Below are 13,850 nucleotides of genomic sequence, written 5' to 3' on the forward strand. Positions count from 1 at the left end.
TCCGCACCCCTTCTCCCGGGTCGTCGTGGAAGGTTATTCTGGATGTCTGATGTCTTGAATGAGGCGCCGAGCCGATCGGCGACCAGAGGATGGCTCGCCGTCGCCGCCGTGGCGTTGGGGATCTTCTCCCTGATGACCTCCGAGCTGCTGCCGGTCGGCCTGCTCACCCCCATCAGTGCCGACCTGCGCGTCTCCGAAGGCGCGGCGGGCCTGATGGTGACCGTCCCCGGCCTGGTGGCCGCGATCGCCGCGCCGCTGCTCACCGTCGCGGCCGGGCGGATCGACCGACGCGTCATGCTGGTCACGCTCATCGGACTCATGGGCCTGGCCAACCTCGCCGGCGCCGTGGCACCGGACTTCGCCGTCGTGCTCGCCGCCCGGCTGGCCGTCGGCGTGAGCGTCGGCGGGTTCTGGGCCGTCGCGGGCGGGCTCGCCCTCCGGCTGGTACCCGAGCGGCACGTCGCCCGCGCCACCGCGGTGATCTTCGGTGGGGTGTCCACCGCCTCCGTCGCCGGCGTCCCCGCGGGAACGCTCGCCGGGGAGCTCGGCGGCTGGCGCCTCGCCTTCGGCGCGGTGGGGATCCTGGGGCTGGTCGCGCTGGCGTGCCTGGTCCTGCTGGTGCCCGCGCTGCCCGCCACCCGGACGATCACCTTCGGCGAGCTGCCCCGGCTGCTGCGCGTGCGTGCCGTACGGGTCGGCGTGGCCCTGACACTCCTGCTGATCACCGGCCACTTCGCCGCCTACACCTTCGTCCGCCCGGTCCTACAGGAGATCTCCGGGATCGACCCCGACCTCATCAGCCTGCTGCTCCTCGGCTACGGCGTGGCGGGCATCGCCGGCAACTTCCTCGCCGGCGCCCGCGCCGCCCGCCGTCCCCGGGGCACGCTCCTGGCGATCACGCTCGCGTTGACCGCCACCACGGCCCTGCTGGCCGCGTACGGCGGGACGCCCGCCGCCGGCATCGCCCTGCTGGTCGTCTGGGGCCTGGCCTACGGAGGCGTGTCGGTGAGCCTGCAGAGTTGGATGCTGAAGGCCGCGCCCCAGGCGACCGAGGCGGCCTCGTCGCTCCTCGTCGCCACCTTCAACCTGTCGATCGCCCTCGGCGCGCTGCTCGGCGGCCTGGCCGTCGACCGGCTCGGCACGGTCGCCGCCCTGTGGCTCGCCGCCGCCGTCCTGCTGTCCGCCTTCGCCGTCACCACCCGCGACAAGTAAAGGAACCCCGCATGTCCGTCACCATCGTCAACCCGGCCACCCTGCACGACCCGGTCTCCTTCGGCTACAGCCACGTCGCCCAGGTCACCGGCGAGCTCGTCATCATCGCCGGGCAGTACGCCTCCGACCACGAAGGGCACGTCACCTCTCCCGACTTCGCCGAGCAGGTCGCGCAGTCACTCGACAACCTGCGCGCGGCGCTGGCGGCGGCCGGACTGTCCGTCCAGGACGTGGCGCAGATCCGCACGTTCGTCGTGGACCACGACCTCGACAAGCTGGCCGTGATCGCCGCGGCGATCGGCGAGATCTGGGGCGACCGGCCGCCCGCCCAGACGTTGATCGGGGTGGCGGCGCTCGCGCTGCCCGGCATGCTCTTCGAGATCGACGCCGTCGCGGCCCGCCCCTGACGGCCCGCCCTGCTGATGGCTCGCTCCTGACGGCCAGCCCCTGCTGACGGCCCGCCCCTGCTGACGGCCCGCCCCTGCTGGCGGCCCGCCCCCGATGGCCCGGCGCTTCGGGCCTGCCTGCCGCTTCGGGTGTGCCTGGGGCATCCCGGCCTGCCGGGGTCGCTCCGGCCTGGTGTCTGTCCCTCCGGAAGTGGCCTGTGGCCGCCGCGACCCGGCCGGGCGGGCGGGTGCTGGTCCTCGAGACGGTCGCCGAGCACCGGGCGGGAGCGGCGGAGGCCGCCTTCACCGCCGGCTTCGGCCTCAACCTGTGGCACACCCAGGGCGGCGGCGTGCCCAGCACGCGCACCGTGGCCGGCTGGCTGGCCGATGCCGGGCTCGGCCAGGTCGAACGGCACGACCTGAGCCGCTCGGCCACCCACACGCTGTTCGTCGCCTCCCGCTGAACGCGTTCCACTCCTGCGCCCGCCTGGGCGGTCCCGGCGACCCCGTGGCGTCCGGAGAGCCAGGCCCCATGGCGTCCGGAGAGACAGGCCCGTGGCGTCCGGAGATAGGCCCTGTGGTGTTCGGAGAGACAGGCCCCCTGGTGTCTGGCGAGACAGGCCCCGTGGTGTCCGGCGGGACTGAGGGAGGGCCGGTCCCCTGAGCGGAGACCGGCCCTGACGGGTCAGCCCGAGGTCACCCCAGGCCGTTCTTCATCGCGGTGATCAGCTCGCCGTTGGTGGTGTCACCGCTGAGCTCCCAGAAGAACGCGCCGCCCAGGCCCTGGTCCTTCGAGTAGCTCATCTTGCCGCCGATCGTGCTCGGCGTGTCGTAGCTCCACCACTGGTTGCCGCAGTAGGCGTAGGCCGTGCCCGCGACCGTCCCGGTGGCGGGGCAGCGGGTCTTGAGGACCTTGTAGTCCTCGATGCCCTGCTCGTAGGTGCCGGGCGCGGGGCCCGTCGCCGTGCCGCCGGGCGCGGCCTGGGTGACGCCGGTCCAGCCGCGGCCGTAGAAGCCGATGCCGAGCAGGAGCTTGCCAGCCGGGACGCCCTTGCTCTTCAGCTTCTGGATGGCGTTGTCGGAGTGGAAGCCCGCGATCGGGATGCCGTTGTAGCTGGTGAGCGGCGAGTGCGGGGCGGTCGGGCCCTGGGCCGCCCACGCGCCGAAGAAGTCGTAGGTCATGACGTTGTACCAGTCGACGTACTGCGCGGCGCCGCCGTAGTCGGCCGCGTCGATCTTGCCGCCGCTGGTGCCGTCGGCGGTGATGGCCGCGGTGACCAGGTTGCCCGAGCCGAAGCGGGTGCGCAGGGCGGACATCAGGTTCCTGAACGCGGCGGGCCCGCTGGTGTCGCAGGTGAGGCCGCAGGCGTTCGGGTACTCCCAGTCGATGTCGATGCCGTCGAAGACGTCGGCCCAGCGCGGGTCCTCCACCAGGCGGTAGCAGGACTCGGCGAAGGCGGTGGGGTTCTGCGCGGCCTGGCCGAAGCCGCCGGACCAGGTCCAGCCGCCGAAGGAGAACAGCACCTTGAGGTTCGGGTACTTCTTCTTGAGCTTGCGCAACTGGTTGAAGTTGCCGCGCAGGGCGCCGGCGTCCCACGTGTCGGCGACGCCGTCCACGCTCTCGCCCGCCTGGTAGAAGCGGTCGTAGTCGGCGTAGCTGTCGCCGATCGTGCACTGGCCGTTCTGGACGTTGCCGAAGGCGTAGTTGATGTGGGTCAGCTTCGCCGCCGAGCCGCTGGTGTCGATGTTCTTGACGTGGTAGGCGCGCTGGTAGACGCCCCACTGGACGAAGTAGCCGAGGACCTTGTTGCCGCCGCCTCCGCCGCCGCCTGTGGTGGTGGCGGTGACGGCGGTGCTGTGGGCGGACTGGTTGCCGGCGGCGTCGCGGGCGCGGACGGTGTAGGTGTAGGCGGTGTTGGCGGTCAGGCCGGTGTCGGTGTGCGTGGTGCCGGTGACGGTGGTGACGAGGGTGCCGCCGCGGTAGATCTCGTAGCCGGTGACGCCGACGTTGTCGGTGGAGGCGTTCCAGGCCAGGGAGACGCTGTTGGAGGTGACGCCGGTGGAGCGCACGTTGCCGGGGACGGACGGCGCGGTGGTGTCGCCTCCGCCGCCGCCTGTGGTGGTGGCGGTGACGGCGGTGCTGTGGGCGGACTGGTTGCCGGCGGCGTCGCGGGCGCGGACGGTGTAGGTGTAGGCGGTGTTGGCGGTCAGGCCGGTGTCGGTGTGCGTGGTGCCGGTGACGGTGGTGACGAGGGTGCCGCCGCGGTAGATCTCGTAGCCGGTGACGCCGACGTTGTCGGTGGAGGCGTTCCAGGCCAGGGAGACGCTGTTGGAGGTGACGCCGGTGGAGCGCACGTTGCCGGGGACGGACGGCGCGGTGGTGTCGCCTCCGCCGCCGCCCGCGACCTTCCACAGGGCGGGGACGTTGGGCGGCTCCCAGCCGGGCTGGGAGGTGTGGCTCTGCAGGCACTCGTACTCGACGCCGTTGTAGGTGACGCGGGTGCCGGCCGTGTAGGCGGTCCACGGTGCCCAGGCGGCGAAGGCGGCCGCCGAGCTGGTGGAGGTGGCGGCGCCGTACGCGCTGGCGGGGGCGACGGCGGCCGCGGTGAGCGGCATGAGTAACGCCGCCGCGCCTGCGAGGACCTTGCTGAGGACGGTGTGTCTCATCGATGCTCCGACATCCTGTTGGGGGGTGAACGGGGTGTGGGATGGGAGGCCTGATCGGAAACTATTAGTAAGGTTTCCTTTTAATTTTGAGATGACGTTAACCTCTACCTGCGGCAGCGTCAATACACTCGCGCACACTCGCCTGAGGAATAGGCCGGGCGCCGGCGGGGTTGGCGAAGGAATGAAGAGCCGATTGAAGGTCGAGCCGACGGCGAAGCGCGTGCGCACCTATCTCGGCGGACGCAAGATCGTCGACACGACGCGGGCGCTCCTGGTCTGGGAGAGCCCCCACTACCCGACCTACTACCTGCCCCTCGCCGACCTCGAGCGGGCGGAGCTCAAGCCGACCGGCGCCACCACCCACTCGCCCAGCCGCGGCGAGGGCGTCGTCCACACCGTCGTCGTGGACGGCAAGGAAGCGGCCGGCGCGGCCCTCACCCACCCCGACTCCCCGATCGAGGAGCTACGGGAGTACGTCCGGCTGGAGTGGTCGGCGATGGACGCCTGGTTCGAGGAGGACGAGGAGGTCTACGTCCACCCTCGCGACCCCTACACGCGCGTCGACATCCTGCCCAGCTCCCGCCGGGTCAGGGTCGAGGTCGACGGCGTGACCGTGGCCGACTCGACACGCCCGGTGATCCTGTTCGAGACGGGGCTGCCGCCGCGGTACTACCTGCCGAAGACGGACGTCCGCTTCGACCTGCTGGAGCCGACCGACACCGCCACCCAGTGCCCGTACAAGGGGACGGCGGAGTACTGGACGGTCAACGGCCGCAGGGATCTGGCCTGGTCGTACCGCACGCCGCTGCCCGAGAGCCAGCGGATCGGCGGGCTGATCGCCTTCTACAACGAGAAGGTGGACATCTACGTCGACGAGCAGCCGCAGGACCGCCCGAAGACCCCGTTCAGCTAGGTCGTTTCCGGCGGCCTGTCGGAGCCGGGCGGTAGGGTGGCGGCCCATGTTACGGCGATCATCAATCGTCCTGTGGGCGGTCGCCCTGGTGCTGATCGTGGTGCGCGAAGGGGCCGCCTTCCTCGCGGAGCCCGGTCTCGCGATCATCGCGGGGCAGCCGTGTCCGGGCTTCGATCTCCACGGCGAGGTCGGCATGGCGCTCCTGCCGCTGGCCGTGGTGCCGCAACCGGTGATCGTCCTGACCGGGTTCGGCCTCTGGCTGCTCCTGATGCGCAGGAGGTCGCCGCGCTGGGGCCGCGCCGTGGGCTGGCTGACCGGGTTCGGGCTGACGTGGGGTTCCCTCATGACGCTCGGGTTCGCGGCGGTCGATCTGGCGGTAGACGCGGAGTGCGCGCGGTCATGGGCGCCGTTCTTCGCCCTGGACGGGTTCGCCCTCTGGAACGCGTGCGACGTGCTCGCCGGCGTGCTGATCCTCGTCGCGGTGCGGGTGCCCCGAACGCGCCCGCGAGGCCGGATCGCGCGTGCGGCGGTCGCCGCCGCCTCCGGCCTGCTGCTGCTGGCCCTGCACAACGGCGACGGGGTCGTGGGGAAGGTGACGCAGGCCGACGCGGAGGGCTGCGGGCGCTGGCGCCTGAGCTACGGCGATCAGCCGGTCAGCCGGGCCGACAGGGAACGGGCCTTCGTCTGCGTGGCGCGGCGGGAGGAGTACGTCGTGCCGCGGACGTTCGCCGAGCGGCCCGACGCCGAACTGGTCGCCTTCGGCAGGAGCCTGTGCCGGGCGAGCATGCGCGCCGACCCCGGAGAGATCGAGCGGCTCCGCGCCCGGACCGGCGTGGACGTCGCCGGCTTCGGCACCACGCAGGCACTGGCGCTGCTCTGCCCCGAGGTGGACGCCAGGGAACAGGCCGAGCGGCAACGGCAGGACGCGGAGAACGACGCGTTCAACGCGACCGCGAAGGAACGCTGCGCGACCGGCCCGCCGCACCGGCCGCGGATCAGGCCGGCGGTGCGGGGCACGGCGCCGGTGTGGTCGGACTTCGGCGCGGTGACCGCCGTCGAGAACGAGGACTGGAACGGCGCGTCGCTCGACAAGGCGTTCGGCAACGACCTCGTGGGAGCCGTCGACGGCGAGGTCTCCGTCCTCACCGCGGACGAGGCGATGCACGTCTGCGTCACGGTCGAGGGGTACGGCAGGCGTCCCCCGGTCGAGCGCGCCGGCTGGGAGAAGGTCGTCGAGATCGGCTACACCAGCCCCACGGGCGAGCTGTCCACCTGGGAGGACGAGACCTTCCCCGACCCGCTCGTGAAGGGGCCGGGCCGCTACCGGATCCGCGTGCACGTGCGCGGCAGCGCGGCCGCGCTGGAGGAGGACGGCGACGCTCGCCAGCGGTTCCTCGTCATGGTCTATCCGGGTGAGTCCCGCAGGACGGTGGTGCTGAAGAAGTAGCGTCAGCCGTCGTCGAGGGTGAGCAGCCCGCGCTGGTAGGCGACCGCGACGGCCGCCGCGCGGTCGTTGACGCCGAGCTTGGTGTAGATGTGCAGCACGTGGGTCTTGACCGTGGCCTCGCTGATGAACAGGCGCGCGGCCGCCTCGCGGTTGGTGGTGCCCTGGGCGATCAGCCGCAGGATCTCCAGCTCCCTGGCGCTCAGCGGGTCGACGGGCGCGCGCACCCGGCCGAGCAGGCGGGTGGCGACCGAGGGGGACAGGACGGCCTCGCCGCGGGCCGCCGCGTGGACGGCCCGCATGAGCTCGTCGCGCGGCGCGTCCTTGAGGAGGTAGCCGGTGGCTCCTGCCTCGATGGCGGGCAGCACGTCGCTGTCGGTGTCGTAGGTGGTGAGCACGAGGACGCGGGCCGTGCTGCCGATCTCGGCGAGCTTCTTGATGGCCGTCACGCCGTCCATCCTCGGCATCCGCAGGTCCATGAGGACGACGTCGGGGCGCAGTGCGCGGGCGAGCTCGACGGCCTGTGCGCCGTCGCCCGCCTCGCCGACCACCTCGAAGCGCGGGTCCGCGGTGAACATCCCGCGGATGCCGTCGCGGACGATGGGGTGGTCGTCGGCGATCAGCAGCCTGACGGGGGTCTCAGACATGCGGGGCCTCCCTCGTGACGGCGGGGACACTCGCGGAGACCGCGGTGCCGCCGCCGGGCTCTGACTCGATCTCCAGGGTGCCCGCCAGGCGGCTCACCCGCCGGCGCATGGACGTCAGGCCGAAACCGCCGCCGTCCGCGACGCGCTCGGGGTCGAAGCCCGCGCCGTCGTCGCGCACGTCCAGGGTGACCAGGTCCTCCATGTACGACAGGGTGATCCCGACGCGGGTGGCGCGTGCGTGCTTGGCCACGTTCGCGAGGGCTTCCTGGGCTGTCCGCAGCAGGGTCGTCTCCAGTTCGGGATGCAGGGGGCGGGCCGTACCGGTCGTGGTGACGTCGGCGCGCACGCCGTTGAGCTCCGACCAGGCGCCGGCCACCTCGGCCAGCGCGTCGGGGAGCGGCGCCGACTCCAGCTGGCCGGGCCCGACGGCGTGGACGGACCGGCGCGCCTCGGCGAGGCTCTCGCGGGCCAGGCGGGTGGCGTTGTCGACGTGGCGCCGCCACTCGGCGTGGTCCTCGCCCGACTCCTTGGCGTGCGCCGCGGCCTGGAGCTGGGTGATGATGCCGGTCAGCCCCTGGGCGATCGTGTCGTGGATCTCGCCCGCCATGCGCTGCCGTTCGTCGAGCACGCCTGCCTCCCGCGCCTGGATCAGCAGCTGGGTGTGCAGCCCCGCGTTCTCCCGCATCGTCTCCTCGAGCTGGGCCACCATCCGCTTCCGTTCGGCGCTGCGCTCGGCCGTGACCTCGCCGACGAAGCTGAACAGGCTCACGACGGCCACGATCGCGGCGATGAAGAAGAGATGGGTCAGGACGGCGGACGGGGTGGGCGCGGGCAGCCCACCGGTGTAGGCGGTGATGCAGATCGCCGCGGTGGCGGTCACTCCCGCGAACCTCCACTTCCCCTGGAGGTAGTGCCAGGAGTGGAGGTAGCCGGTGAAGGCGAAGAAGCCGGCGAACCACACCCCGCGGGTGCTCAGCACCGCGATCAGGACCACCAGGCCGGTGATGTAGACGGCCCCCGCGGTGCCGTTCGACCGCCACGAGGGGCGGCGGGCGGTCATCACCCGGATCCAGGCGGCGGCGAGGGCGGCCAGGCCGAGGGTGACCAGGCGGTGGTCCCACGCGGAGTCACCGGTGAGCCAGGCGAGCGTCGTGGAGATCGCCAGGAGGAGGTAGGGCGTGGCGGACATGAAGCCGTCCAGGCGCCTCTCCCACCGGTCGAGGCGCTCACCCGCCACCGACATCGTGATCACTCCCAGCGGAAGAACGTGGCCGCGGCCAGGCTGACGATCACCGCGTACGCGGCCATGACGCCCAGCAGCAGGAGGCTCGGCGTACCGCCCGCCCAGACGTCCTGCAGCGCCTGCCTGAAGGCGCCCAGGGGAGTGTACGCGCCGACGCGGGCCAGGAAAACCGGCATCTGGGTCGTCGGCTGGATAAGTCCGGCGAGGTAGGCCATCGGGAAGTACAGCAGGACACCCACACCGTTGGCGGCGCGGCCGTTGGCGGCCACGGCCGCGATGAGCAGGCCGATCGCGAACATCGCGGCCGTGCCCAGCGCGAAGGCGGCGGCCAGCGGCAGGACGCGGTCAGGCAGGTTGGCACCGAGGATCGTCCCCGCGACGGCGACCAGCAGGCCGCAGGCGACCACCACGAGGACCAGCTGCAGGATCAGCTGGACCGCCAGCATGCTCCCCGGCCGGACCGGAGTGGTGGAGAGCCTGCGCAGGATGCCGCGCTCCCGGTAGGTGGCCAGGGTGGTGGGCAGCATGTACAGGGCCACGAGCCCCACGGCGATCGCCAGCGACATGGGCAGCAGCACGGTGTCGCCCGGCGTGATCGAGCTGCCGAAGATCACCAGGATGAAGAGGGGGATGAGGACGGTGAACATCGAGCCGGGCTCGCGGACGAGCAGCTTCAGCTCGACGGTGGTGAGCTTGGTGATCGCGGTCATGGCGGGTCTCCCTGGGAAATGGGTGGTCAGCGGTGGAAGGAGCGGCCGGTCAGGGCCACGAACGCGTCGTCGAGGGTGCGCTTGTCGATGCGCAGGTCGGCGACCAGGACGTGGTTGCGGGCCAGGGTGGCGGTGACGGCCGTGGCGAAGTCGCCCCGTCCGCTGACGACCACCTGACCGCCGTTCCTGGACACGCCCGAGACGCCGGGCAGGCCGCCCAGCAGGACCGCCGGGTCGGTGGCCTCGCCCGCCATGAGCGTGAAGCGCATCTGGTGCTCGGCGTCGGTCGCGTCGATCAGGCCGGCGGGGGTGTCGAGCGCGACGACGGAGCCGCGGTCGACGACCGCCACCCTGTCGCACAGCTCCTCCACCTCGTCCATGAAGTGGCTGACCAGCACCACGGTCACGCCCGACGCCCTGACCTGCTTGATCAGCTCCCAGGTGGCGCGGCGGGCCTGCGGGTCGAGCCCCGTGGTGAGCTCGTCGAGGAAGGCCACCCGGGGGTTGCCCACCAGCGCCAGCGCGATGAACAGCCGCTGCTTCTGGCCGCCCGACAGCTTCCCGAAGCGGGTGTCGCGCTTGTCGGCCAGGCCCCACTCCTCCAGCAGCCGCCGCCAGTCGCGGGGCTCGGCGTAGAAGGCGGCGTAGAGGTCGAGCGCCTCCCACACCTTGATGTTCTCCGGCAGCTGGGTGTGCTGCAGCTGGACGCCGATGCGCTCCCGCAGCCGGCGGCCGTCCTTGACCGGGTCGAGCCCGAGCACCCTGATCGACCCGCCGTCGGGCCGCCGCAGGCCCTCCACGCACTCCACCGTCGTGGTCTTGCCGGCTCCGTTGGGGCCGAGGATGCCGAAGATCTCGCCCTCCTCCACGGAGAACGACATCCTGTCCAGGACCGTCAGGTCCGCGTACTTCTTGGTCAGGTCGTTGACCTCGATGACTGCCATGTAAGAAGCATGATCCGCCGCGCCCGGCGGCGAATCGGCCGCGCGGCCACGATCACCGGCCGATCCTGCTGATCCCCGAATCCACCGAACGGTGGATGGCGGACCGCGCGACCGGCCCGGTAAACGGCCCCGGCCCCCTCCGGGCGGAGGGGGCCGCGGCGTCATGTCACGGCTTGTCGGGCCGCTCCGAGATGCGGACGAAGCTGACGATCGGCGCCCCCTTGCGTGCCGCGAAGCGCACGTTGAGCTGGCCGTCGGTCACCTTCACCGTGTGCTGCCTGGTCACCGCGGTGTACGTGCCGGCCTCCAGCGCCAGGTCGAGCGCCGGGATGGCCAGCTGGCCCTCGACGATCACGTCGAAGACGCGCTTGCCCATCGCCATCGACCTGGTCTCCGCGAAGCCCAGCTCCACGGTGTACGTGCCGGACGGGACGTTGTCGAAGCGGTACTCCAGCATGTTCTCCCTGACCCGGCGGAACAGCTCCTGCTCGGTCGTGCCCTGGATGGTCCTGGTCGTGGAGTGCGTCGAGGAGGAGGTGGCGACGTAGCCGTGGGCGCCCTGGGCGTACTTCCGGTCGGCCGTCCAGGCGTCGCCCTCGCCGTCCACCAGCGCCTTGGTGCCGCCCGCGTCCACGGCCACCTGGAGCTTCGGCACCGCGACCGTCACCTTGATCTCGATGACCGGCTGCCGGCCGCTGGCCGAGCGGACGGTCAGCGTGCCGGTCCTGACGCTGCCCGGCTGGAGCCCGGCGCCGGAGGCGGTGATCTTCAGGGCCGCCGACTGCCCCTTGGCCAGCTCGCCCGCGGCCGGGGTGACGGAGAGCCATGCCCCGTCGGCCGTCGTGGCCGTGTAGGCGGTGGGCGAGCCCAGGTTGGTCAGCTCCACCGTGCGGGTCCTGCTCGCCCCCGCGGGCATCACCACGGTCACCTCGGCCACCGAGGCGCTCACCCGTCCGGTGACCAGCGCGGTGTCGATCCTGGTGAGCGTGCCGGGCGCGATGGTGACCTGCTTGGAGAAGGTGCCGTAGTGCTCCCTGGAGACCTCCACCGTGTAGTCGCCGGCAGGGACCTGCCCGTAGAAGGTGCCGTCCGCGCCGGTGGTGAAGGTCGCCACGTCGCCGATCCTCACCTGCGCCCCGGCGAGCGGGTCGCCGTCGTTGGCGTCGGTGACGGTGCCGATCGCCAGGCCGTGCCTGCTCGGCGTCACCGTGAGGCTCTGCCCGTTGGCGAGCGCCGCGGCGTTGTAGGAGTACAGCAGGGCGTCGGTGCCGCCCGCGTTCTCGATGCCGACGGTGGCGCTCGACCCCTGCTCCCGCTCGCTGTCCACGTCCTTGTAGCGGTAGCCGATCGAGCCGTCCTCGCCCAGCACGACGGAGAACGACATCCGCTGGGTGGTGTCGGAGTAGAAGGTGACGTTCCGCCACTCGATGACGAAGCTCCTGCGGGGAGCGGTGCCGCTCGTCGCGGTGTGGACGCCCGCCTGGGCGTCCACCACCAGGTCGTCCCAGAACGGGTAGACCGCCAGGTTGGGCGCCGTGGTCGTCGGGAGGGTGCCGTTGCTGCCCGAGGTGGCCCGGTCGGTGGCGAAGGTGGCGAAGCCGTTGGTGGTCACCCACGCGCGCGACTGGCCCGTGCCGTAGTAGGGGACGGTGAACGGCAGCGTCACCTGCGTCGCCTCGTCGTCGCCGGTGAGCGCGAGCTTCTCGGTGCCGGCCACGTAGGCGTCGGAGCCGCTCCTGCAGGTGTAGCCGAAGTTGTCGCCACGCAGCGGCAGCTCGATGTCCTTGGTCACGTCGCCCGCGACGGTGACCTCGGCGGTGGCGCCGCTGGAGCAGCGGGAGGCGGGAGTGATGGTGAGCTCGTAGCTGCCGTGCGGCAGCGTCAGCCGGTACCTGCCCGACGCGTCGGTGACCGCGCTGACCGGCGTGCCCCGGGCGGCGACCGCGGCGCCCGGCTCGGGCGTGCCGGCGGTGGTGACCGTACCGGAGACGACGGCCGAGGCGGTCGGCGTCAGCGTCACGTCCGTGGTCGTGCTCTGCTCGGCGACGACCGTGGCGGTCGCGGTGGCCTCGCCGTAGCCGAACTTGGTCACCGTGATCCGGTACTCGCCGGGCACCAGGCGCGGCAGGGTGTAGGCGCCGTCCTGCCCGGTGGTGACCGTACGGCTCAGCGGCCCCGTGACGGCGACCGTGGCGCCCGCGACCGGCGCGCCCTCCGCGGTGATCGTGCCCTTGAGCCCGCCGAGCCCTTCGCGTGGCGCGGCGCTGACCGCGGCGAAGGCGTCGAGCCGGCCCTCGCCCCACACGTTGTTGTCGGCCGCGGTGCCGCCGCAGGTGGTGTCGTTGACGTCGATCGCGGTGCTGTCCAGCAGCGGCCGTGTCGCCGCGATGTCGCCCTGCAGGCGCGGCGAGGCCGACCAGATCAGCGCGACCGTGGCCGCCACGTGCGGCGAGGCCATCGAGGTGCCGGTGAAGCTGCTGTAGCCGCCGCCGGGCACCGACGAGCGGACGTTCACGGCGGGCGCCGAGATGTTCGGCTTGATCTCGCCGTTCTCGCCCTCGCCCCGGCTGGAGCGGTTGTAGACGACGTTGTTCACGTCGAAGCCGCCGGTGCTGTAACCGGCCACGTACTGGCCGGGCGAGCCACTGGTACGGCAGGCGGGCCCCTCGTTGCCGTTGGCGAACATCGGGAAGATCCCGGCCGCGATCCACGCGTCGACCGTCGCCTTGTACCAGGGGTCGAAGCCGGGCCCGCCCCAGGAGTTGTTGACGATGTCCGGGGCCAGGTCGGGGCGCGGGTTGGCGCCGGTCAGGTCCGTCGGCGCGAGCACCCACTGGCCGGCCGCCAGCAGCGAGGCGTCCGTGCAGGTCTGGCCCTCGCAGCCCTTGGCCGCGATCCACGTGGCGCCGGGCGCGACGCCGATGCCCGAGGCGCCCACCATGGTGCCCATCACGTGGGTGCCGTGGCCGTTGTTGTCACACGGGGCCGGGCTGGGGCAGACCCGCGCGGGGTCGAACCAGTTGTAGTCGTGGTCGTAGCCGCCGCCCGGGATCCTGCCCCGGTACTGCGCGGCGATCTCCGGGTGGTCGAACTGGGCGCCGGTGTCGATGTGCGCGACGACGACGCCCTCGCCCCTGGTGCCCAGCTCGTTCCAGACGCGGGGGGCGTTGACGCGGTCGACGTTCCACTCGACGGCGTTGACCTTCGCCTCCGCCGTACCGGGGACGGGCTTGGGCAGGGAGAGCGTCCTGACCGGCTCGATGGCCGTGACCTCGGGCAGCTCGGCGATCTCGGCGGCGAGCTTGGCGTCGGCGGTGACGACGACCGCGTTGACGATCCAGAAGGGGGTGAACTCGGCGTCGCGGGCCTCGAGCAGCTTGCGGAGGTTCGCCTGGGAGGCACTGGCGTGCTGCGTCTTGGCGGCGAAGACCTGCCTGGCCTTGTCGACCTTGGTGGTGGCCCGGTGCGCGGCGCTGAGGCCGGCCTCGCCCTTCAACCGCACCCAGAACCTGGCCTTGTCATCCTGGGACAGGTCGGCGCGGACGGCTTCGCTGATCTTCTGTGGTTCCGGTGCGGCGTGCGCGACGCCGAAGGGGAGAAGGAGGGCGAGCATCGCGAGGATCCCTAACAGGATCGCTCGCCGGTGCCGGGGGGACTGGGTCACGGGCGCTCCTAGGCGATCTT

Annotated in this window: 11 protein-coding genes; 5 read left to right on the plus strand and 6 right to left on the minus strand. The window is 72.1% G+C overall.

Annotated elements, in window-relative coordinates; all coding sequences use genetic code 11:
* Positions 1 to 42 precede the first annotated feature (42 nt).
* The 3 genes from ACWENQ_RS09730 (at position 43) to ACWENQ_RS09740 (ending at position 2,062) form a co-directional block, all read left to right on the plus strand.
* Positions 43 to 1,212, plus strand: a complete 1,170-nt coding sequence (locus ACWENQ_RS09730; protein ID WP_452413598.1) for an MFS transporter — start codon at positions 43 to 45, stop codon at positions 1,210 to 1,212.
* 11 nt (positions 1,213 to 1,223) lie between these two features.
* Positions 1,224 to 1,619, plus strand: coding sequence for a RidA family protein (locus ACWENQ_RS09735; protein ID WP_452413600.1), 396 nt, complete (start codon positions 1,224 to 1,226; stop codon positions 1,617 to 1,619).
* Between the two features lie 197 nt (positions 1,620 to 1,816).
* Complete coding sequence (locus tag ACWENQ_RS09740; RefSeq protein WP_452413602.1) at positions 1,817 to 2,062, plus strand: hypothetical protein; 246 nt, start codon at positions 1,817 to 1,819, stop codon at positions 2,060 to 2,062.
* Between the two features lie 232 nt (positions 2,063 to 2,294).
* On the opposite strand, the gene ACWENQ_RS09745 is transcribed toward ACWENQ_RS09740, so the two are convergent.
* On the minus strand, positions 2,295 to 4,265 hold the full coding sequence (locus tag ACWENQ_RS09745) for a glycosyl hydrolase family 18 protein (protein ID WP_452413603.1): 1,971 nt from the start codon (positions 4,263 to 4,265) through the stop codon (positions 2,295 to 2,297).
* 193 nt (positions 4,266 to 4,458) lie between these two features.
* On the opposite strand from ACWENQ_RS09745, the gene ACWENQ_RS09750 reads away from it, so the two are divergent.
* A complete protein-coding gene (locus ACWENQ_RS09750; protein WP_452413605.1) occupies positions 4,459 to 5,178 on the plus strand; it encodes a DUF427 domain-containing protein in 720 nt (239 codons plus the stop codon).
* Between the two features lie 46 nt (positions 5,179 to 5,224).
* A complete protein-coding gene (locus ACWENQ_RS09755) occupies positions 5,225 to 6,625 on the plus strand; it encodes a hypothetical protein (protein ID WP_452413607.1) in 1,401 nt (466 codons plus the stop codon).
* 2 nt (positions 6,626 to 6,627) lie between these two features.
* On the opposite strand, the gene ACWENQ_RS09760 is transcribed toward ACWENQ_RS09755, so the two are convergent.
* The 5 genes from ACWENQ_RS09760 to ACWENQ_RS09780 all read right to left on the minus strand — a co-directional run bounded on the left by ACWENQ_RS09760 (position 6,628) and on the right by ACWENQ_RS09780 (position 13,830).
* On the minus strand, positions 6,628 to 7,269 hold the full coding sequence (locus tag ACWENQ_RS09760; protein WP_449921828.1) for a response regulator: 642 nt from the start codon (positions 7,267 to 7,269) through the stop codon (positions 6,628 to 6,630).
* Positions 7,262 to 8,512: a sensor histidine kinase gene (locus ACWENQ_RS09765; RefSeq protein WP_449921826.1), complete on the minus strand. Its 1,251-nt coding sequence runs from the start codon at positions 8,510 to 8,512 to the stop codon at positions 7,262 to 7,264. Before ACWENQ_RS09765 ends, ACWENQ_RS09760 begins: the two co-directional genes overlap by 8 nt.
* Before the next feature lie 5 nt (positions 8,513 to 8,517).
* Positions 8,518 to 9,222, minus strand: a complete 705-nt coding sequence (locus ACWENQ_RS09770) for an ABC transporter permease (protein ID WP_452413609.1) — start codon at positions 9,220 to 9,222, stop codon at positions 8,518 to 8,520.
* 26 nt (positions 9,223 to 9,248) lie between these two features.
* Entirely contained in the window at positions 9,249 to 10,166 is a 918-nt protein-coding gene (locus ACWENQ_RS09775; protein ID WP_449921824.1) for an ABC transporter ATP-binding protein, read from the minus strand.
* Positions 10,167 to 10,332: 166 nt separating this feature from the next.
* The gene (locus ACWENQ_RS09780) at positions 10,333 to 13,830 is read right to left on the minus strand and encodes a S8 family serine peptidase (RefSeq protein WP_452413611.1); all 3,498 of its coding nucleotides are present in this window, start codon (positions 13,828 to 13,830) and stop codon (positions 10,333 to 10,335) included.
* Positions 13,831 to 13,850: the final 20 nt, after the last annotated feature.

The sequence above is a fragment of the Nonomuraea sp. NPDC004354 genome (genome assembly GCF_053602555.1).